The sequence below is a fragment of the Hyperthermus butylicus DSM 5456 genome, assembly GCF_000015145.1.
GTDB lineage: Archaea > Thermoproteota > Thermoprotei_A > Sulfolobales > Pyrodictiaceae > Hyperthermus > Hyperthermus butylicus.
This window is the reverse complement of the sequence record NC_008818.1, coordinates 1576445-1596643: the sequence shown is the minus strand read 5'-3', so window position 1 is coordinate 1596643 and position 20199 is coordinate 1576445. Positions and strand designations below refer to the sequence as shown.

Annotated in this window: 19 protein-coding genes and 1 tRNA gene; 3 read left to right on the top strand and 17 right to left on the bottom strand. The window is 51.4% G+C overall.

Annotated elements, in window-relative coordinates; all coding sequences use genetic code 11:
* Positions 1-56 precede the first annotated feature (56 nt).
* A complete protein-coding gene (locus tag HBUT_RS08300; RefSeq protein WP_011822724.1) occupies positions 57-713 on the top strand; it encodes a hypothetical protein in 657 nt (218 codons plus the stop codon).
* A gap of 645 nt (positions 714-1358) precedes the next feature.
* On the opposite strand, the gene HBUT_RS08295 is transcribed toward HBUT_RS08300, so the two are convergent.
* The 6 genes from HBUT_RS08295 to HBUT_RS08270 all read right to left on the bottom strand — a co-directional run bounded on the left by HBUT_RS08295 (position 1359) and on the right by HBUT_RS08270 (position 6535).
* Positions 1359-2579: a PLP-dependent cysteine synthase family protein gene (locus tag HBUT_RS08295; protein WP_011822723.1), complete on the bottom strand. Its 1221-nt coding sequence runs from the start codon at positions 2577-2579 to the stop codon at positions 1359-1361.
* A 16-nt stretch (positions 2580-2595) separates the two neighbouring features.
* Entirely contained in the window at positions 2596-3024 is a 429-nt protein-coding gene (locus HBUT_RS08290; RefSeq protein WP_011822722.1) for a ParB N-terminal domain-containing protein, read from the bottom strand.
* Between the two features lie 296 nt (positions 3025-3320).
* Positions 3321-3408: transfer RNA gene (locus HBUT_RS08285), tRNA-Ser, on the bottom strand.
* Between the two features lie 553 nt (positions 3409-3961).
* Positions 3962-4270: a 30S ribosomal protein S10 gene (rpsJ, locus tag HBUT_RS08280; protein ID WP_011822721.1), complete on the bottom strand. Its 309-nt coding sequence runs from the start codon at positions 4268-4270 to the stop codon at positions 3962-3964.
* A 198-nt stretch (positions 4271-4468) separates the two neighbouring features.
* On the bottom strand, positions 4469-5791 hold the full coding sequence (gene tuf / locus HBUT_RS08275) for a translation elongation factor EF-1 subunit alpha (protein WP_011822720.1): 1323 nt from the start codon (positions 5789-5791) through the stop codon (positions 4469-4471).
* A 135-nt stretch (positions 5792-5926) separates the two neighbouring features.
* Entirely contained in the window at positions 5927-6535 is a 609-nt protein-coding gene (locus HBUT_RS08270) for a 30S ribosomal protein S7 (protein WP_011822719.1), read from the bottom strand.
* A 143-nt stretch (positions 6536-6678) separates the two neighbouring features.
* Between HBUT_RS08270 and HBUT_RS08265 the strand changes: the two genes are divergently transcribed.
* Positions 6679-7170, top strand: coding sequence for a bifunctional nuclease family protein (locus tag HBUT_RS08265; protein WP_011822718.1), 492 nt, complete (start codon positions 6679-6681; stop codon positions 7168-7170).
* 67 nt (positions 7171-7237) lie between these two features.
* Here the strand turns inward: HBUT_RS08265 and HBUT_RS08260 are convergent, their stop codons facing one another.
* The 9 genes from HBUT_RS08260 to HBUT_RS08220 are packed head-to-tail and all read right to left on the bottom strand — an operon-like array spanning position 7238 to position 16697.
* Positions 7238-7681, bottom strand: coding sequence for a 30S ribosomal protein S12 (locus HBUT_RS08260; protein ID WP_011822717.1), 444 nt, complete (start codon positions 7679-7681; stop codon positions 7238-7240).
* Positions 7682-7736: 55 nt separating this feature from the next.
* Complete coding sequence (locus tag HBUT_RS08255) at positions 7737-8168, bottom strand: NusA-like transcription termination signal-binding factor (protein WP_011822716.1); 432 nt, start codon at positions 8166-8168, stop codon at positions 7737-7739.
* A gap of 18 nt (positions 8169-8186) precedes the next feature.
* On the bottom strand, positions 8187-8525 hold the full coding sequence (locus HBUT_RS08250; RefSeq protein ID WP_011822715.1) for a 50S ribosomal protein L30e: 339 nt from the start codon (positions 8523-8525) through the stop codon (positions 8187-8189).
* Between the two features lie 6 nt (positions 8526-8531).
* Positions 8532-9806 (bottom strand): DNA-directed RNA polymerase subunit A'', encoded by a 1275-nt coding sequence (gene rpoA2, locus HBUT_RS08245; RefSeq protein WP_011822714.1) that lies wholly within the window; start codon positions 9804-9806, stop codon positions 8532-8534.
* A gap of 4 nt (positions 9807-9810) precedes the next feature.
* On the bottom strand, positions 9811-12456 hold the full coding sequence (gene rpoA1 / locus HBUT_RS08240) for a DNA-directed RNA polymerase subunit A' (RefSeq protein ID WP_011822713.1): 2646 nt from the start codon (positions 12454-12456) through the stop codon (positions 9811-9813).
* 25 nt (positions 12457-12481) lie between these two features.
* Positions 12482-15874 carry a DNA-directed RNA polymerase subunit B gene (locus HBUT_RS08235; RefSeq protein ID WP_048061910.1) on the bottom strand — a complete coding sequence of 1131 codons (3393 nt, stop codon included), beginning with the start codon at positions 15872-15874 and terminating at the stop codon, positions 12482-12484.
* A gap of 45 nt (positions 15875-15919) precedes the next feature.
* Positions 15920-16171 (bottom strand): DNA-directed RNA polymerase subunit H, encoded by a 252-nt coding sequence (locus tag HBUT_RS08230; RefSeq protein WP_011822711.1) that lies wholly within the window; start codon positions 16169-16171, stop codon positions 15920-15922.
* 46 nt (positions 16172-16217) lie between these two features.
* The gene (locus HBUT_RS08225) at positions 16218-16406 is read right to left on the bottom strand and encodes a 50S ribosomal protein L37e (RefSeq protein WP_011822710.1); all 189 of its coding nucleotides are present in this window, start codon (positions 16404-16406) and stop codon (positions 16218-16220) included.
* A gap of 57 nt (positions 16407-16463) precedes the next feature.
* Complete coding sequence (locus HBUT_RS08220; protein WP_011822709.1) at positions 16464-16697, bottom strand: LSm family protein; 234 nt, start codon at positions 16695-16697, stop codon at positions 16464-16466.
* A 79-nt stretch (positions 16698-16776) separates the two neighbouring features.
* On the opposite strand from HBUT_RS08220, the gene HBUT_RS08215 reads away from it, so the two are divergent.
* Positions 16777-17265, top strand: a complete 489-nt coding sequence (locus HBUT_RS08215; RefSeq protein ID WP_011822708.1) for a DUF1947 domain-containing protein — start codon at positions 16777-16779, stop codon at positions 17263-17265.
* Between the two features lie 3 nt (positions 17266-17268).
* Here the strand turns inward: HBUT_RS08215 and HBUT_RS08210 are convergent, their stop codons facing one another.
* Positions 17269-19218 (bottom strand): beta-CASP ribonuclease aCPSF1, encoded by a 1950-nt coding sequence (locus HBUT_RS08210; RefSeq protein WP_338034135.1) that lies wholly within the window; start codon positions 19216-19218, stop codon positions 17269-17271.
* Positions 19219-19481: 263 nt separating this feature from the next.
* Positions 19482-20120 carry an archaeal proteasome endopeptidase complex subunit beta gene (gene psmB / locus HBUT_RS08205; protein ID WP_011822706.1) on the bottom strand — a complete coding sequence of 213 codons (639 nt, stop codon included), beginning with the start codon at positions 20118-20120 and terminating at the stop codon, positions 19482-19484.
* Positions 20121-20199: the final 79 nt, after the last annotated feature.

The following is a 20199-nucleotide window of genomic DNA, read 5'->3' as shown; positions in this document are numbered from 1 at the left end:
AGGGAGTGGCGAGCTGCATCCCTATCGTAAGATTTAGCAGAGGGTGTAGCATAGATATGTATAGGGTCGTAGCTAGGACAGTCCTCATTCTTCTCCTGGCGGCTCTACTAGCATCTAATACTGTCTATGCAACACCTAGCTGGGCTAAGGAGGGTAATTGGGCAAAGTACAAGTTTAGGATGGAGATTAGTGGCGAGGCACTCACCATGTTCATGGGCTTGGACAAAATGTCAATCGAAGGCATGGTGAAGGTTGAGATAGTGTCCGTGGATGAGAACGGGTTCACCGCGCTGTCGAGTCTGGAGGACTACAAGGTTGAGCCGGAAACAATCGCGCAAATGATTTCTACTGAGATGCTCAACATGAACGTTGATAGTCAGCAGCACATAGAGTTTAGCAAGGAGCCAAGCATGGTGGACATGGGCTTCTACGTGGACCCTGCCAAGCTACCCGAGGATGGCAAAGTTGAGCTAACACATCCAGAGTTTGGAACAATTACGGCAGTCTACGACAAGGAGACAGGTTGGCTGCTAGAAGCCGAGGCTAGGGCAGAGCAGGATGGTATGAAAACCTACTTCATGGTGGAGCTTTTAGACAGTAACTTCGTAGGTAAAGGTGGCGGTGTTACTAGCAATGCGTTACTCTATGGAGCTATTGTGGGAGTAGTGGTGGTAACTTTAGTAGCGTTCATAACCCTAAAACGTAAGAGCTAAAACTTGCAGCTAAGGCTTTCGGAGATGCTTCTTACCTCACGTAGTTTTTGAAGAGTTCTCATCCCCTCCCCGGCTAGACAGTATCTCGACTCGTCGCGCACCGCAATAAGGCCTTGCCCATAGCCCTGTAAGGGTCTCCTGAGCCTGCAATGGTAATGCCAGCCTGGCTACGGTACTTCTTCCTAGTCATGGCAGTGCTCTAAGCTTCTCAAGGCTCTACTTAACCTGCATCGTTGCTGCCGAACCAGTCATGGCTCTAGCTACAATAGGATTAATGGCAGACGGCATTTACTGTCACGGTGCACTTGTAACAGAGCAGCCGGTAACACAGTAACATTCACGACGCAGCGTGAAGGGAATATGTCAGCTCTGCAACCAGGGCTTAAAGGGAGCCGGTAAACCCAGCACCTTAAACGAGGCTAGTAAAGCTAGGGATAGAAGCTTTAAAACAAGCCGTGGCCAGCCCCATTGGTTAGATTATAAACTAGCTCTTCCAATACCACAACTAGTTTAACTAGAATATTTAAACAGAGTTTACAAAAATTCTAGACGAATCGTCTGTTAGTTGAGGTTATCGTACAGAATTAAAAACTGTAGGTTTGCGCGGCTTGGGCGAACTGGAGTATGGATACCAGCAAAAGGATGTTAGGAGCTGCAATCTCCGCCTTTTCCGGCAAAGTACTCGCTGAGCTGCTCAACATACTTGAACCCGTTATCGGGGAATATCAGGATATAGTCTCCTGGCTCGATTTCGCCCTTCTCCAAGAGTTTTAGGAAGGCTGCAGCTACGGCACCACTACTTAGGCCAGGTAGTATACCATCACGCCGTGCAACACGTAGCAGCGCTTCAATAGCTTCGCAACGTTTAACTTCGACTATATTGTCAGGCTTTGCCCAGTGAACCCATTTCATGCCGGTTTCGATACGGCGTATACCAGGTATAACCTCGCCCCTAGCTGGCTGTACGCCATAGACTCTTATGCCGCTCATGCGTGAGCGGAAGTAGAGCGTGAGCGCTGCGAGATGCCCTGAGGTTCCTAGCCCGCCAATGATGCCTTTCGGTTTTACTCCTGCATGCTTTAGTTGTAGCTCAAGCTCTTTAGCTGTGTACTTCAAATGCACGAGGAAGTTGGCATCATTATTGAACTGGTCCACGTGTAGTGCGTTGCTACGCTTAGCCTCTGTCTTAACATCCTCTATGAGGTCTACCGTTAGCTGTTTATCGGTTCTAATAACTTCGGCTCCAAGCGCTTTAAGGAGAACATCGCTAGCCTTCTGTATAGTCTTTGGTATCCACAGCTTAACCCTGAATCCATGAATAGCGCCCATTGCGGCGAGCGCCATACCCGTATTGGTTGACGTGGTTTCGTAGACTTCTCTGCCTCTCCAGCCAGTTTCAAGGGCGCGTACAATCATGTACCAGCCGATTCTATCTTTCACGCTCATACTGTACGGGTTATACCACTCGAGCTTAGCCCATACTCGATATCCGTCCGTTGAGAGGCTCTCTAGCCTAACAAGCGGCGTCGGCCAGTTACGGTAGAGGAGTTCTAGGCTGCTCTTAAACACGCGTAATGGCTCGGGGTTTATGTCGTCATAGAATCCTAGCTCCTCAAGGCTGATGGTGATGTTGATAGGTGTGCTATACGATATGGGTACGCGTTTCACCCCAATGTAGTTGAGCGCCCAGTAGAGCATGTTGGAATCTTCTTCGGCAACTCTATAGCTTGCATCGACGGCAATAGTTCTGTAAACATTTCCTGCTGAAAGTAAGGCAGTAATAGTGTCTAGAACGTCCTGAAGCTCAACAGGTTTAAGAGGTGTTATCGACTTTATATCAACGATCTTATACCCTATTACGACCACCCCCTAACGAGATATTTCACATAAGCTTATATAATGGTATGTTCAAGCGGGGGATTTCGAAGCAGACGCGGTGTCGGCTGGTCTTTGGAGGAAAAAGCTTGCGAGTAAGTGCAGCCCTTATAACATCGTCCTTTGTAACGGTGATGCAAGGGCGCCACGAGGTTACTGTTACGCACGGCGACCCATAGTCTAGAAGTATGGCTGGAACCAGTTTAGCGCCAAGCCTTTTAAGAGCCTCAACTCTATGATGTCCATCCAGTATTATGTAATGCTTCCTTTCAACCAGTATGGGGCGCATTAGTACGCCGCTGCTCCTAATTTCATCTATGAGCCTCTCTACATGACTCTCAACGACTTTCTCGTGAGGCTTAAGCCTCGAGATCTCTACGAGTTTAAGCTCGTAGTATTCTAGCCTCTGCCTACCCGTCAGCCCTGAGTGAGTCATAACTTTCCCTGCGTTAATAGTGAAAATAATGTACGTATTTATCTTTAGCGCAGGTTAAAATGAAGGTTTGGCGTATACGCCTAGAACTAGACTTGAAAACCATCAAGAAGCTGCGGCAGGCATGTAGTTGGAGCTGCGGGGTACCCAGGCCTATCCAGGACCTGCTGCTTCCAAGCATCTCTACTTAAGCTTGTATTGTACCCACTAGCATAGGGGAGGCGGAAAAGCCAGTCAGACTATGGAGCGGTACTGTGCAGTACAGAAGCTGTGCTGAGGATGTGTGAAGAGGAGTAGTATGGCGCCGGGGGCGGGATTTGAACCCGCGCGGCCTTGTCGGCCACCGGCTCTCCAGGCCGGCCCCTTGGACCGCTCGGGCACCCCGGCGCCCAGGGCTGCCGGGTTAGTGTTCTCTACCACGGTGTGTGGGGGTTAGAGTTTTGCTCTGCGGTATGTCGAAGTCTATAGGGTCCAGGCTTTTGCTCCAGGGGTTCTCTAGTTATTGTTGATGGTAGTGTCTATTTATACCATAACCTTGCTAAGCAGTTACAAGAATAGGAGCGTTCCTGCAGCCTCGTAGCGCGTTCCTGGAGTCTCAGTCTGCTATGCCTGGGCTTAGGCCAGGCTATACTTCTGGTGTGATGTCTCGAGCGGTGTATTGCGGTATGGTTATTGTGGAAGGATGTGCAGCCTACGGGGTTTAAGTCTCTGTGTGCTGTACCTTGGCATCTAACGCTGATTCTAGCAAGCCTTGTAGATGTTAAGTTCTCTAGAGGCTTCGGTCGAGTTGTCCCACGGGCCTTCATGGCGGTATATTGTTGTGCCGAAACAGTGTTTTTGGTTAACAAAGCTCTCGGACTACAGGTTTACAGCTAGAAACTGGGAAGTACGGTCTGGGTCTAGGAGAGGTTGTTGCCTGGCTAAAACATGTTGTAGGCTACTACCGCAGTCTTATCTCGATATAGACGTCCTCGGGAACCCTAACCCTCATAATTTGCCTAATGACTCTCTCGTCTGCGTCGAGAATCACTAGCCTCTTATGGATGCGTAGCTCCCACTTGTCCCACTTCTTTGAACCCTCACCATGCGGCAGCTTTAGTGTTGGCACTATGAGTCTCCGCGTTGGGAGGGGTATCGGGCCGCGCATCCGGACGCCTGTTTTCTTGGCAATAGCCTTTATCTGCTCTACAACTTGGTTGAGGCTCTCAACATTAGTACTCCAAAGCTTGATCTCGGCCTTCTGTACCATGCGGCTTACGCCCCCGAGCACCCTACTGGCTTCGCTACCGGGTTTAAAGCTCTTAACATGGAGAAGCCTTGGTTGGAACAGGTAGTAGAGAGGAAGATTGATGTATGGAGGTGATAATAGGGTTATCGGAACCGGACGTGAGTGTTTCGCACTGCTAAAAACGCGGTAGCTGGAAACAGTAAAAGAGATTATTTGGGCTTACTTCTTAGCCCTTATCTCAACCTTGGCAGGCTTGACGTCTACGACGATGCCGATGCCGATGGTCTTACCCATGTCTCTCATTGCGAACCTGCCTAGCTGTGGGAACTCGCTGTACTTCTCGATTACCATTGGCTTAATTGGCTTGAACTTCACGATGGCGGCATCGCCGGCCTTTAGGAACTGTGGGTTCTTCTCAATTACCTGGCCGGTTCTCGGGTCTAGCTTAGCCTGTATCTCAGTTATCCTGGCGGCAATGCTGGCGGTGTGTGCGTGTATTACTGGTGTGTAGCCGACGGTGATGGCGCTTGGGTGCCAGATGACGAAGATCCTTGCTGTAAACTCCTCAGCAACTGTTGGTGGCTTGTCTACGTGGCCAGCTACGTCGCCACGCCTAATGTCCTTCTTGGATATGCCACGTACGTTGAAGCCGATGTTGTCGCCGGGCTCGGCCTGCTGTAATGGCTGGTGGTGCATCTCGATGCTCCTAACCTCGCCGACCACACCCGGTGGCATGAAGACGACCTTGTCACCTACCTTTAGCACGCCAGTCTCTACTCTGCCTACTGGTACAGTGCCAACGCCTGGGATCGAGTAGACGTTCTGTATTGGTATCCTTAGCGGCTTGTCTACAGGCTTCTTTGGTGGCTGTATGTAGGTGTCAAGGGCCTCTACTAGGGTTGGACCATTGTACCATGGCATGTTGGGGCTCCGCTCGATTAGGTTCTCGCCAGTCCATGCAGATACTGGTATGAATGGTATCTGGTCTACCTTGTAGCCTAGGCTCTTCATGAACTTCTTGAGGAATGCTACGATCTGCTCGTACCTCTGCTTGCTGTATGGAGGCTCGGTTGCATCCATCTTGTTTACAGCAACGATTAGCTGGTCAATACCCATAGTCTTTGCTAGAATTAGGTGCTCACGTGTCTGACCCTCTGCGCTCATACCGGCCTCGAACTCACCCCTCCTCGCCGATACTACTAGTATGGCAGCGTCGGCCTGGCTGGCACCGGTGATCATGTTCTTTACGAAGTCTCTGTGACCTGGCGCGTCGATGATAGTGAAGTAGTACTTCTTTGTCTCGAACTTTACGAAGGTTAGGTCAATGGTTACGCCGCGCTCTCTCTCCTCCTTTAGCCTGTCTAGAAGCCATGCGTACTTGAAGGACTCCTTACCCTTCTTCTTAGCCTCTTCCTCTAGCATCTTTATCGTCTTCTCATCGACGAAGCCTAGTCGGTATAGTAGGTGGCCTACCAGCGTGCTCTTACCGTGGTCTACGTGACCTATGACTACCAGGTTTATGTGTGGCTTCTGCTGGCTCATAATCCGCACCCGCTACCTTCACTCCACGCCGGAAGGCTGACATAGGTGAAGAGAGTCTTATAAATATTTAGGATAAGTGTAGCTCCGAGCCAGTAAGACAGCCAAGAAATAATGGGGTAGCAGCCATAAAAGGGGCTATCTTGAGCTGAGAGCGATACGCTCGATTTCCTCCTTCTTCCTTATAGCGTAGCTCTTTGTGTCGCCCTGGGCTGCAGCTATTATCTCCTCAGCTAGGCACTCCTCTATAGATTTTGGATTGTTGAAGGCGCACATCCTAGCTCCTTCTGTGAGGTGTTTGAGGGCGACATCAACTCGGTGCTGTGGCGACACGTCTACAGCGACGAAGTAGGTTATACCACCATACATGATCCTTGTAACGTCTTCGCGTGGTGCGGCATTTTCTATAGCGCGTACCAGTACCTGGATTGGGTTCTCGCCTGTCCGCAGGTATATGATCTCGAAGGCCTGCTTGACTATATTGTATGCTAGATGCTTCTTACCCATATTCCTGCCGGGTCTCATCAGCTTGTTTATTAGCCTCTCAACAATGGGTACCTCGGCCTTGCCAAAGCGGCGGTGCTCGTGTCGGCCACCCGTGTGGGGGAGCCAGACAGGCTTGAGGCTTATGTACCTCTTAAGGCTGGGGTCTCTAATCTCTACGCCCTCAAAGCTCCACTTTCCGAAGAGCTTTATCTCGGCGGGGTCTATGCCAACCTTAACCTCGCTTTGCTCTGTAGCAGCCATACAGCCCCCCACGCACCCGGAGCCTTTACAGCACCGGGTAATTAAGGCTCCACTCTAACGGGCTCTGAGGCCTCCGATAGGTAGATACGGGTATGCGTGGCTGAATCCTAGTCCGTGACAGGGAGAGCTACGGGGAAGAGCCTATGCCTCCTCCACGGGGCAGTGATGTCCTCTTACAAGCTCGCAGTATAAATGCGATGATAATGCCCAGCCCTCCGCATATACCTGTGATAGTTCTTGAGCTCGAGGATGGTCGCGAGTTTACACTCTACAATGTGCCCTTCGAGATTGTGCAGGCTATAAACAAGCTGCAGCACGAGGAGCTTACGACTCCTGGTGAGCGCGAAACAGTCTTCGAGCTACTTGTAGATCTCCGTGAGCTAGTGAGCGAGCTCGGCAAGCGTCTCGAGTACGTGGTTATAGACGAGATAGACTATGCCACGGCGCTCTACACTGCCAAGGTAAGCTTCATACTCCAGGAAGGTATATACATGATGCGCCGGATGGTTCCCAGCCATGCTGTGTTCCTAGCTCTACTATTCAACAAGCCGATATACGTGTCTAAGAGGCTCGTGGATGAGCAGGAGGAGTACGAGAGGATGATGCGTGAGGAGAGCGAGGAGCAGCAAGAGTAACGCAAGCTACACGATGACTCCTAAACCGGTGTATCTGGAAATAGTCCCTAATGTTTTAGTTTGACGGCTAGCGCTGTGGTTTTTGCTTTCTCCCCTCAAGGATAGCTCTTAGCGATACACCGTTAACGGTTACAACCCTATAGCGTACGCCAGGTATGTCACCCATTGAGCGGCCGCGTGGACCACCAATACCCTCAATTAACACTTCGTCATGCTCGTCAACTACTAGTAGGCCACCGTCGCCCGGAACAAATGCTGTGACTATGCGGCCATTCTTGATTAGCTGTACACGTACACACTTACGTACGGCGGAGTTTGGCTGACGTGCTTCAACGCCAACCTTCTCTAGTACTATGCCTCTAGCCATGGGTGCCCCTTCGAGTGGATCATACTTCTTCTTTAGGCCGAGCATTCTTATCTTGAACTCGCGCTCGCTCCAGCGGAACTTTAACCTCTTCCTCCTAAGCTTTCTCGCCGCGAATAGGCCGTTAGGCGATTTCTTACCCGTCACGGCGTACCGGCCTCCACATATTATCGCTGGGGCTCCAGCCTAGCCCTTTTCAAGCTTACCTTATCTTTATGTCATCTATGTCGAAGTAGCGCTTGAGCACAAGCCTCGCAATGTTGACCTTTCTGCCGCCCTTACCGATAGCTCTGCCCTTATCGTTGGGGTCTACGGTGACGTATAGTATCTTCCTGCCATTCCGCTGTGCAAGCCTTATCCCGAGGACACGTGCAGGAGCAAAGATATTCTTAACCATAGCTTCAAGGTCGTCTGCGTGCTCTATAACCTCAATCTCCTTGCCGAGCAGCCTCCTCAACTTGTTTATGTTTGCTCCGCGGCGTCCTATGGCCTTGCCAGCATCGCCCGGCCTCACTATGAAGATTATGCGATTGTTCTCGTTATCTATGATGCAGTCCCTGGCTACTGCGCCGGTTAGATCCTGAAGTAGTGCCATGTACTTCATTTCTTCAACTGTTAGCTTGATATTCGCCAAGGCTCAGCCTCTCCCCCTTCACCCGCTACTTGTCTGTGATGCGGCTTCTATGAGGTCGAGTATACGAGAGTTTCCTGGGTCGAGTATTGCGAGGCTTGCAACTGTAAATGGTTTACCACAAACAGAGCCAAGCTCAACACTTGTACCCGGGTAGACGTAGACTGGGATTCCACTTAGCTTAGCGTAGTATAGGATGTCGTTGCGTATCTCTGGCGGGGCGTTAGCAGCAACAATTACTGCCTTAGCCTTGCCAAGTTTTACGTACTTGAGCGTTTTCCGGGAGCCGAGTATGACCTTGCCTGTTTTGAGGGCGTTGACAAGCTCCTTTTCGATATCCGTAACCTGAACCTGACTCATAACGGCTCACCCCGACCCAGCACCGGCTCCGGTGGAGCCCTTAACTGTTCTGGCTAGCGCGGTCGGGCTCATACGTACCTCAACCATCCCGGTGCCTACACGTATGACCCCGCCAACTATAACGGTCTCGGCTACACCTAGCAGCCTATCAACCTCGCCCTCAACTGCAGCAGCGTAGAGGTTCTGGGTGGTCATCTCGAAGGCTGCCCTAGCGAATGGGCTAGGCTTCTCACCGCTTACACCATGCCTACCTATCTGTCTAACTCTACCAGTCATGGTCATTATGTCGGCTACAAGCATTAAGTGCCTTATGTCTACGTCTAGACCTTGTTCATCAAGTACATCTTTCATCTCCCTTATCAGCATAGTCCTAGCGGCCTCTATGCCGAGAACCTCTTCGATCTCATGGATGCTATTCGTGTAGATGCGCCTCGGATCAACACCGGGGACTTCAAGGACCTCCTTGAGATTACTGCCCTCAGTCACGAGGAAGTATTCAGTCCTGCCGTCCGGCCCTGTTATGGATTGTATTATGACGCGTCTAATCTTCCTTATACCCTTTATCTTCGCGTTGAGGATCTTCTCCCTCTTCTTCTGAAGGTCTATAATGCTAAAGCCTTCACTAATCTCTATCGGTATGTAGAGTACTAATGGGTTGGATGGGTCTTGCTCAACCTTGCCGAGCTTAAGCCTTTCTAGGGCCTTCTTCACCTGCTCTACAGTCACTCCTTTATCCTCAAGCATTACTGGGTCAAGTTTGATAACCATTCTCATGTTGACAAGGTCTATGTCAACTTCCGACGCTACGTTGATGACCCTCGTAAACTCTATGCGGCGGGCAACCTCCTTAGCCTTATTCTCATCATAGCGGTGCTCCTCGTCCAGGTAAATGTGCATTATTGGTGTTGAAGGCTCCCTCCTGGCATCCACAAGTTCTATGAAGCGTGGTAGGCCTAGCGTAACGTTGAACTCACGTATGCCAGCGTAGTGGAATGTACGTAGGGTCATCTGTGTGCCTGGCTCGCCAATGGATTGTGCTGCCACCGTACCCACTGGCTCGCCTGGTTCAACCTTGCTATACTCGTACTCATATAGGACGTTGACAATTATCTTCTTGGCTTCCTCGGGTGTAAGTCCGTGCTTCTCTGTTGTTGCCTTTAACTTCTCTACTAACTCGTCGTAGATTCTCTTTGGTAGCCTTCTAGCAGCATCTTCGAGTGCGGGTCTTATCTGCTCCTCAAGCTTCTCCCATTCATGTATGAGGCCCTGCACAGCTGGCATCCCGCTACACCCTCCAGCCTATTACACGCTCTATTTCGCGGTCTATGTTTACGGCCTTGCCATGGGCGCTCTTCATCGGGTCTACACCGTCTTCGCCATAGCTGAACTGTACTATCTCGCCGTAGGGGGTTCTAACTGTTCCGTCGTACTCTACTCGTAGGTCCTGCAGTGCGTTGATCAGCCTTCTCTGCATGTAGCCGCTCTGCGATGTACGGACAGCAGTGTCTACCAGGCCTTCACGGCCGCCGGCAGCGTGGAAGAACACCTCTACTGGTGTTAGGCCGAGGTAGAAGCTGTGGTAGACGAAGCCACGGGCTGCTGGACCCAGGTCGCCTGGCTTGAAGTGTGGCAGGAATCTGTCGCGGTAGCCGCGGTATATTCTCTCGCCGCGTACGGACTGCTGGCCTAGTAGTGCAGCCATCTGGGTTATGTTCAGCTCGTTGCCGCGCGCACCAGTACGGGCCATTATGAAGACGTTGTTGAATGGGTCAAGGTAGTTCACGACAATGTCTTCAACCTTCTTACGGGCATCGGATAGCGCGTCGAGGATACGTAGCTCGAGAGTCTCCTCTAGCGTTCTGCCGGGTACAGGCTCTAGCTTGCCCTGACGATACTGCTCAATTAGCTCCTTAACTCTCTCCTCAGCCTCCCTTAGTACAACCTTTATCTTTTCATGTGCCTCGGGTGGCAGTGCAACGTCGTCAACAGTCATTGTGAAGCCTCTCTTCTCGATGAACCTTATGAACATCTTGAACATGTTGTCGTACACGTACCTGGCGTAGTCGGTACCATACTCTTTCACGAGCCAGTGCATCATGTTCTCTGGTTGCTCAGCACCAATAGCCTTCTTATCTAGGACACCGGTTAGCAGTTCACCCTTCTTGATTACTATGAAGGAGTCGTTCCAGCACCACTCGTCCTCGCACATGAATATGCCTGCTGATACTCTTGCCTTACCCTTGAAGTTGAAGTCTTTCGGTAGGAAGAGGCTTACTAGCTGCTTACCGGTCCACCTCTTCTTCGGAGATAGTATGGCGGGTTCTGGTATCTCGCCGCGGTAACCAGCAGCCGACAGCAGGTCTATTACGTCCTCTTGCGTGAGTAGTGTAGCCTTGCTAGTCAACAGGTAGGCGCCACTGATGTAGTCTTGCAGGCCACCAATAATCGGGCCGCCGTAGCGCGGGGATAGTATGTGGTACTGCACCAGCATTAGTTCCCTAGCCTCGGCTTGTGCCTCTTCAGTTCTCGGCACGTGGAGGTTCATCTCGTCGCCGTCGAAGTCGGCGTTGTATGGCGGGCATACCAGCAGGTTGAGGCGGAAAGTCTTGCCGGGCAGCACCTTGACTATGTGAGCCATTATGGACATGCGGTGTAGGCTTGGCTGACGGTTGAACAATACTATGTCGCCATCGCGCAAGTGTCTCTCGACGAACCAGCCGGGCTCAAGCATCTCTGCTATACGCTTGCGGTCAGCATAGCGTAGGTCTATCTTCCTACCATCCTTTGTTATAACATAGTTGGCGCCGGGCCAGCGGTCCGGCCCATTGAGCACGTAACGACGCATCTCCTCAATATTCCATGGGGTTACCGGTGTCCTCACGGTGAGCGTCTTAGCTATCTCGATGGGTACGCCGACCTCGTTAATGCTGATGTTCGGGTCTGGCGATATCACAGTGCGTGCCGAGTAGTCTACACGCTTACCGCTAAGGTTGCCGCGGAACCGGCCCTCCTTACCCTTGAGCCTTTGTGCTAGGCCTTTGAGCGGCCTGCCGCCACGGTGTCTCGCAACGGGTATGCGTGGAAGCTCATTGTCGAAGTATGTTGCTACGTGGTACTGGAGTAGGGTCCAGTGCTCATCTATCAGAGTTTGTGGTGCACCGCTATCTATGAGTTCGCGAAGCCTCTCATTAGTCCTAACAATGTCTGCAAGCTTGTGTGTTAGATCGTCCTCGGCACGTATACCAGTTTCAAGGACTATTGAGGGTCTCACATGTATCGGTGGGACCGGTAAGACAGTCAGCACCATCCACTCTGGCCTAGCGCTCTCAGGGTCAAAGCCTAGAAGCCTAGCATCATCGTTGGGCACTCTCTCAAGTCTAGACCTTATTTCGAGCGGGTTTAGCTGTACACGTCCTTCAGGACGGTCCTCATAGAACGTGTATGGCTTCTCGAAGACTATCTTGTACTGTCTTGTGCCACAGTGTGGGCACTCAGTAACCTTTGCAGCCTTCCTCTTCACGACAGCGACTAGCATTTTTGCTAGGAGTGGCCACCTCTCCTCAAGCCTCTCAAGGAGTCTTAGATACCTCTTAGCCTCGTTCTCTGGCAACAGTAGCCTGCCGCACTGCCTACAGGTTGCCCGTAGCACGTCGTAGATGTACTTGGCGAAGCCGACATGTATAACGGGCCTTACAAGCTCTATGCGTCCAAAGTGTCCTGGACAGCCCTTAGCATCGTTTCCGCATGTGGGGCATATCTGGCCGGGCGCGATGGCGCCGAGGCGTGGATCCATTAGGCCGCCTGGTATGGGGCGACCATCCTCGTCGTATAGCTCACTTGTAACGATTGCCGTTACGGACATCTTACGTATCTCGTCGGGAGAGAGTATCCCGAACTTAACCTCCCTAATGATCTTCTCCTCGACCACCATGATCTCTCACCTTGAGAGGGGTTGTTCACGGCTTCCACTCGTGCTTTGATGCGAGTTTGAGCCTGGGCATGATACACATGCTCATAAGCTCCTGAAGTAGCAGCTTGAACGCGTAGGGTACGATCACAGCCGCTATCTTGCCCTTATCGCCGTGAACTGGGCATATGTATCCGCGTTTGTTGCGGTCAAACCATGCTATGTGGCCACACAGTTCGCACACGTATAGCACGTAGCGGTCGCTGCTCTCCAGCATACGCTCCCTTAGCAGCATAGCTGCGCCATGGCCTACGAGGCAGTCGCGCTCCATCTCGCCAAAGCGTAGACCTCCCTCTCTTGCACGACCCTCAGTGGGCTGTCTCGTCAACACCTGGACTGGGCCGCGTGCCCTTGCATGTATCTTGTCTGCAACCATGTGGTGCAGCTTCTGGTAGTACACAAGGCCTATCAGTATAGGTGTCCTTATCATCTCGCCTGTACGTCCGTCATACATTATCTCGGTGCCGTCGGGCGCATAGCCTGTTTTCAGCAGCTCTATGCGGAGGTTTTCGATCGACTCCTTGGCGAATGGAGTGCCGTCAACGAATCTCGCGTAAATGGCGGCGTATTTGCCCGCTATAGTCTCGAATAGTTGGCCAAGGGTCATACGAGATGGGAATGCATGTGGGTTGATTATTAGGTCTGGTGTTATACCGTCCTCCGTGAATGGCATGTCGTACTGTGGTATTAGCATGCCGATTACGCCCTTCTGCCCGTGTCTCGAGGCGAACTTGTCACCTAGCTCTGGGATGCGCTGGTCCCTCACCCTAACCTTTACCAGTTTATAGCCCTCAATATTCTCCGTTATTATGACAGTATCTACTACACCCTTCTCGCCGTGCCTCATCGTTACTGAAGTATCTCTCTTTCTCACGGTCACAGTGCCGAACTCGCGGTACTCCTCCATGAATCTCGGTGGGCTCGTCTTGCCTATCAGCACCTCGCCGCCCTTAACCTCGACCTCTGGGCTTATAATGCCATCAGCGTCGAGCTTCTTGTACATTTCCGGCGGCTTAGAGCCCTCAACGTTTGCCTCCGGTATCTCGATCTTGTCGCTTAAGCCGCCAGGATACCTCCTCTCCTCCGTGGCGTATAGCCTGAAGAACGTTGAGCGTGCGAGGCCGCGATCTATCGAAGACTTATTCATTATTACTGCGTCCTCGATATTGTAGCCGGTAAACGACATTACAGCGACAACCATGTTCTGACCGGCAGGCCGATCGTTGTAGCCCATTAGCTCGAGTGCCCTAGTCTGCACTAGCGGCTTCTCGGGGTAGTGTAGTAGGTGTGAGCGCGTATCAACACGTATCTGGAAGTTTGCAGCGTAGAGGCCAAGGGCCTGCTTAGCCATTGCAGCCTGGTAGGTGTTGCGTGGCGACTGGTTATGCTCAGCGTAGGGTATTGTACTCGCTGTTACGCCGAAGATACCCGCGGGCCATATCTCCATGTGGGTATGCTCTGGCGTTAAGTCTTCAGGGTTAAGGGCTATGTAGGTGTTCTCCTCCTCCTCGGCGTCGAGGAACTCTACGATACCGTTGCGCACCAGGTCGCTAAACCTCCACTCTCCCTTCCTGAGCTTTTCTGCGTGCTCTGGTCTGTAGAGGAGCTTGCCGCTCTCGACTACGAATACCGGCCTCATTATCCTGCCTGGATCGGTGTTTATGTAGACCTCGTTGATGGTTTCAGTTCTGTAGACGGAGACACTAACCTCGTAGTGTAGCTTGCCGCTCCTTCTCAGCTTCCTAAGCTCCTCTGCAAGCTTCTCCCCGTCTGGGTGGTAGCCTATCAGTCTGCCGTTGAGGAACACCTTGCTCCACTTGATGTATTCTGGCGGGTAGTATCCTTGTTTGCGTACCTCCTCGAAGAGTTCCACGGCATCCCTGACGCCCATGCTGTAGAGGAGCTTCTCAACATCCTTGTCGTCGACTCCGGCGGACACATAAGCCATGAGAGCAAGGTTCTTTACTAGGCCACAGTTGGGGCCTTCGGGTGTCTCGAATGGGCATATCCGGCCCCACTGTGTGCCGTGCACGTCGCGTGCCTCGAAGTGTGGCTGTGTCCTGCTGAGCTGGGAGACTACTCTACGTAGGTGGCTGAGCATTGATAGCCAGTTGGTACGGTCGAGTATCTGGCTTACACCGGTCCTCTGCCCTGGCCAGTTGCCGGTGGCTAGTGCTTCGCGTAGCCTGTTTGTAATTATGTCTGAACGTATGATCATCCGGAGACTTATGTGACGGCCTCTTGCGCGTAGCTTCTCTAGCTGCTGTCTTATGTCGTAGGCTAGTGCCCTCATCGCGATTCTAAACACCATTGCTATGAGGTCGCCTGCCAGTAGTACACGCTTGTTTGCATAATGGTCCTTGTCGTCCTCCTTTCTGCGGCCAGCAACGTACTCTAACAGTTTGGCCGCCATCTGTCCGAGGAATAGGGCTTTCCTAATCCTATCCTTCGGGCTTGTGCCGATGTGTGGGAATAGTATTGTGTCTAGTATCCTCTCTGCAACACGGATACGCTGCTCACGTGGCTTGGCGAGGCCTTCGCGGAACCTGCTACCCACGTAGTCCAGAGCGTCCTCAACAGTGTTTATGGCCCTAGCTTGCTCCAGGGATGGTATTAGCATTTGCTGTATCTGCGGGTCAGGGCTAACAGCGAGAACGATATCACGGTCGCTTTCTAGGCCGAGAGCCCGCATCAGTATTACGAAGGGTATCTTACTGAGAGCTCTACTCATCGAAACATGTAGAGTTCCATCCTTATGGTAGTCTAGTATAACTTGGTATCGTACGCCAGCATGAGCTGATATGACCTTGGCCGTGTAGAGGGCGCTCGCTGTGCCAGCTCTAGCCTTGCCCACGAGTATCCTGTTGAGAGCCTGATCCTCCTGTATCACTATCACACGTTCCGATCCATTGATGATGAAGTAGCCGCCGGGGTCGCGCGGATCCTCGCCAGCCTCTATGAGCTTCTGCTCGCACTCCTTCCAGGATTTGCCTTCGTACATGCAGCGGGCCAGTGGGTCAGCCTTTGAGCGAAGCATTACGGGTAGGAAACCGAGGATAATTTCTTCAGCCTCGCGCTCGATGCCGTTCTCTACTATTACTACCTTAGCCTTTATCGGCGCAGCATAGGTGAGATCCCTAATCCTGCACTCCATGGGTGTTACCGGGTGCTCGCTACCATCGCTCTCTATGACTATAGGCTCACCAAGCTCTACATCAACTATTCTTACCTCGTACTCTCTCCTTGGCGTTGAAATGGTGCCGAACTCCTTAACTATTTCCTTCAGCTCCTTCTCTATGAATCTGTTATAGGAATCTATATGTTGCTTAACCAGACCATACTCTTCTATAAACGCCTTCATTACAAGCCAGCGGTCGTCCATTGTTGGAAACTGTTGCTGGCTCAACCCTTCCTCACCCCCTCATTCCTAGTAGCCGACAACGTAGCGGTAGACTACTACCTCACCCGCTGTCGGGCTTTTACGGTAAATGCGGACAATGTCCCCAGGCTTTGCACCGATAGCCCTGGCTACGGGGTCTGTAGCCCGTAGCCAGGGGAGCTGCTCTGGACGTACGCCAAGCTCTCGGATAATGCGTGCTGCCTCCTCTGGTGGTACAACCTCGTGCTTGGGTACGAGTTCATGCTCTAGAATGTTGAACTTCTTCTTCTGCCGGGCCATGTACTGAGCCCCCTAAATAAGTACGGTGTCAGTGTATAAGGGAGGGCTACCTTATGCGTATACGGTTTACCTTCTTGTTCATCCAGGAGTAGCGGCGTAGCCTCCTACTCCTACCATAGCCGCATGCAGCACAATAGCCCTTGGCAACATTGTATGCGTGGCGGCCGCAACGCGGGCAACGTATATGGGTATAGTTTTTGTTCATCTTGCCGAAGGATGGTGTACCCTTACCCAAGGAGTATTCCCCCCTCCAGCCCGGTGTGCTTGTTAGCGTATATCTCTTGTGCTCTACTTAGCTCTGGATTTGTGCTGGCGATATGAGGAGCACTGTGTCGCCGCGAATAACTATTGTGCCGAGCTTTCTTGTGCGGCCATCCTCGTATATCTCTTCGGCATCCTCGAGGACCAGGTTAAGGTGCTGATCGTAGCTCTTCAGTCTTCCGCGAACTTCGTTTGCACCCTTGAGCTTTACGAGGACTATACTCCCAATACTGTCGCCGAGTATACGGTGTGTTGTCTCAGCCATTCCGCGCACCCCGCGAGGCCCTATCCCCCAGGGGCTTTATAGGAGATTCTCCTAGCCCCTCATACCGGGTTGATGGTTGTTGAGGCGATGGCAGCTATCAAAGAGGGATAAGAAGCGTCTACTTGAGAAGCTTGCAGAGACTTATCCAGGACTAAGCGTGGGCGAGCTACGCGATGCTAGGATAGAGAAGCTCGTAGAGGATGATGTTGAGATGTATATTGTTGATAGTCTCCCAGCATTCATAGAGGCTGGTGAGAGGTTTGTGCCACACCTGCTATACCTGCTGCGCCGCGGCTATAGCTGGCTCCCATACATAGTAGTGGATGAGGGTGCTGTCAAGCCGATTTCTAGAGGTGCAGACCTCATGAGGCCGGGTATTGTCGAGGTCGTGGGGGAGTTTTCGCCAGGCGACATTGTGGTTATTGTGGAGCCTAGCCGTAGGTTACCCCTAGCTGTACATGAGGCTCTAATCTCTAGCAAGGATATTCCTGGTATGGAGAAGGGCAGGGTTTCGAGAAGGCTCCACTACGTGGGTGACAGGTACTGGAAAATAGCTGAGAGGCTATGAGTACTAGGCTACACCGGCAATATGGAGGGTGTCAAGTATCGTTGGTGTGTAGACTCTGATGTCTTCGGGAAGACCTAGATGGCGGGCTCTACGCCTAATAGTCTCTGCAAGCGCGTGGATTGACTGAGGTTCGCCATGGTTCAGTATTATGTTCTTTGGCTTAGGCTTCATATTGGCCAGGAATGCTAGGAGCTGACGGCGGTCTGAGTGGCCAGAGAACCCATCTATAGACTTTACCTCCATCTGTATTCTCACGAGCTGTGGCTTGCCCTCCTCGTCAACCATTGTTATTTCGCGTTCGCCGTCAAGTATACGCCTACCCAGCGTACCCTTAGCCTGGTAGCTAACAAATACCAGTACGTTACGTGGATCTGGTGCTAATAGGCGCAAGTACTCTACCGAGGGGCCACCAGTCAGCATACCTGCTGTTGCCAGTATTACTCCAGGCTCGTCGCTCTTTGCTATGTCTTCCCTCATCTGTCTACCTTCCACCCGTACTATGTTCTCGTGGTCGAACGGATTTTCGCCGCGCAGTATCCTTGCCCTAACTTGTGCTGAGAGGAGTTCTGGGTAGGTTAGGTGGATAGCTGTTACCTCCTTTATGCTGCCGTCAATGTAGATCTTTGTTTCTGGTGGTAACAATTTCTTCCTAAGAGCATCAACGAGCACTAAGAGTATTTCTTGTGCCCTTCCAACAGCCATGACTGGGATTAGCACCTTGCCCCTACGAGCTATGGTTTTACTTATAACGCTTATGAGTTCTAGTTCTGCCTCATCCCTGCGTGGCTGGTCGCGGTCGCCATAAGTACTCTCCATGATGAGTGTCTCGACTCTCGGGAACTCTGTATGGGCTTTATCTAGGAGTCTTGTGCGGCCAAACTTGAAGTCGCCTGTATAGACTATGTTGTGTAGGCCTTCGCCTATGTGGATGTGTGCTATTGCTGAGCCTAGTATGTGGCCTGCATTGTAGAAGGTTAGCTTCATATCTGGAGCTATGTCGGTGACCTCGCCGTAGTCGAGGGGTATGGTGTGTAGTATCATCTTCTTAACTTCTTGTTGCGTGTAGGGCGGCTTCTGGCCGCTACGCTGCATTATGTCGAGAAGGTCTAGGAGTAGTAGAACCATTAGGTCTCGGGTGGGCTTTGTCGCGTAGACAGGACCCCGGTAACCATACTTGAACAGGTAAGGTACGAGGCCTATGTGGTCTAGATGCGCGTGTGTAACCACAACGGCATCTAGTTCCTCGAGGTTGAGTTGGTCTATGTCCAGACGGGGGTATAGGTTGTAGCCGATGCCACTCGGGTTTATGCCAACGTCCAGGAGGATCTTGCTCTCGCTGGTCTCTATGAGTATTGCTGAGCGGCCCACCTCCATGAAGCCACCAAGAGCTGTTATCCTTACATAGCGGTTTTCGAAGATTACACCACGGTGTATTCTCTCGCCGCTGCTGCGGAGAAACTCTAGACGATAGCTACTCTGGGACAACATGTAATCTATGATTTTGTTGAGTGTGCTTAAATCTTTAGGGTCTACTGGCGGTATTCTTACAACGTTCATGCGCCAGCCTGTCTCGGCGAGTACTTTATTATATATTGATTGGCCCTTGCCATATACTAGACCAACCTTTTCAGCCTTAATTATGACCTCACCGAGTACGTGATCAAACTTTATCTCCTTTATGCCGGCTTCGGGCGGAACAAGGTTCTTGATAACCTCTATTGTCTCCTTCTCGCTCCTCCGGACAGAGGGATCTGTCCTTATTACTATCCTCTTCTTTAGCTTCTTAGCTATCTCCTTTGCAACCTCGGGATGCTCTGCTAGCGCCTTCGGGTTTCTGACATAGATTGCTATTTCGGGTCCTTCAAACTCTATTCTCGAAACTTGTATGTACTTGGGTGTAAGTTGCTCCATTATTGTCAATGCTATCTTCTTCAACTCATTACGCTTATACAATGGCTGTTACACCTCCTACTCGTTGAGGCAAGTTGGGTGAAGTGTTTTGCTTAAACTGCCTATTGGAGGCACAGCATCTGCTTGAATGTGTATGCTACACCTCCATTTTGGGCTGTGCGAAAAGGTGGAGTGACTTCGGGCTTCTTCCAGCCGAGGCCTCGGCCATTTGGGGTGTTATTAGGTTTTCGGCAAATGTGGCCAGAAATATGGCTATGGCTTTATCCTAGAAACTTATGCCATATCCATACTACCTAGGTTTAGTCCTACTTGGTTTTCAGTATGTCTTTTAGCTCGAAGGAGTATTCGCGGTAGAAGTCCTTGCCTATGACTACGACGTCCACACCGTTGCCGGTGAAGGTGTCGCGCCTTATGGAGGATGCTACGGCTCTTTTTGCGAGTTCTACAGCCTCCTCCATACTCAGGTTAGGGCTGTACTGATCTTCTATGACGCCTATAGCTGTTGGCGAGCCGGAGCCCGTAGCGACGTACTTTTCCTCTGTTACACTGCCGAACCAGTCTATGTTGTATAGTCTTGGCTGTGTATCGTAGCCTCCAAGGAGTAGCTGTACTATGTATGGGTAGAACTTTGCAGAATGTAGTATTATTGATAGGTACTGGGCGGCTGCGTGGATGCTCATCCTCCTCTTGTTGACTATCTCATAGTAGTGTGTGTGGTTTGCCAGCCATTCAGCCAGCATTTGCGCATCTGCTACGAGACCAGCAGTAGTCATTGCCATGTAGTCTGTTATCTTGATTATTTTCTTGGTCCTCTTGTGTGCTACGAAGTAACCTGCGGTTGCCCTGCGGTCTGCTGCGAGTACCACAAAGTCGCGGAATACTATGCCAACAGTTGTTGTGCCCTTCAGTGCTCTCAGCTGGCCTGTACCGGGATGATGTAGCAAGTCTTGCTACCCGGTATGCGGGGCTTACAATGCGGGAAGCCTAAATAGAGTTTATTTTCCTGGCTTCTACAGAGCGTTT

Bases quoted from the DNA above. Each gene is read 5' to 3' on its own strand.
- HBUT_RS08290 (WP_011822722.1), bottom strand. From the start codon at position 3,024: ATGACTCACTCAGGGCTGACGGGTAGGCAGAGGCTAGAATACTACGAG.
- HBUT_RS08265 (WP_011822718.1), top strand. From the start codon at position 6,679: ATGCCTCCTCCACGGGGCAGTGATGTCCTCTTACAAGCTCGCAGTATA.
- HBUT_RS08250 (WP_011822715.1), bottom strand. From the start codon at position 8,525: ATGAGTCAGGTTCAGGTTACGGATATCGAAAAGGAGCTTGTCAACGCC.
- HBUT_RS08235 (WP_048061910.1), bottom strand. From the start codon at position 15,874: ATGGACGACCGCTGGCTTGTAATGAAGGCGTTTATAGAAGAGTATGGT.
- HBUT_RS08270 (WP_011822719.1), bottom strand. From the start codon at position 6,535: ATGGCTGCTACAGAGCAAAGCGAGGTTAAGGTTGGCATAGACCCCGCC.
- rpsJ (WP_011822721.1), bottom strand. From the start codon at position 4,270: ATGGTACAGAAGGCCGAGATCAAGCTTTGGAGTACTAATGTTGAGAGC.
- HBUT_RS08230 (WP_011822711.1), bottom strand. From the start codon at position 16,171: ATGGCCCGGCAGAAGAAGAAGTTCAACATTCTAGAGCATGAACTCGTA.
- rpoA2 (WP_011822714.1), bottom strand. From the start codon at position 9,806: ATGCCAGCTGTGCAGGGCCTCATACATGAATGGGAGAAGCTTGAGGAG.
- HBUT_RS08220 (WP_011822709.1), bottom strand. From the start codon at position 16,697: ATGGCTGAGACAACACACCGTATACTCGGCGACAGTATTGGGAGTATA.
- tuf (WP_011822720.1), bottom strand. From the start codon at position 5,791: ATGAGCCAGCAGAAGCCACACATAAACCTGGTAGTCATAGGTCACGTA.
- rpoA1 (WP_011822713.1), bottom strand. From the start codon at position 12,456: ATGGTGGTCGAGGAGAAGATCATTAGGGAGGTTAAGTTCGGGATACTC.
- HBUT_RS08300 (WP_011822724.1), top strand. From the start codon at position 57: ATGTATAGGGTCGTAGCTAGGACAGTCCTCATTCTTCTCCTGGCGGCT.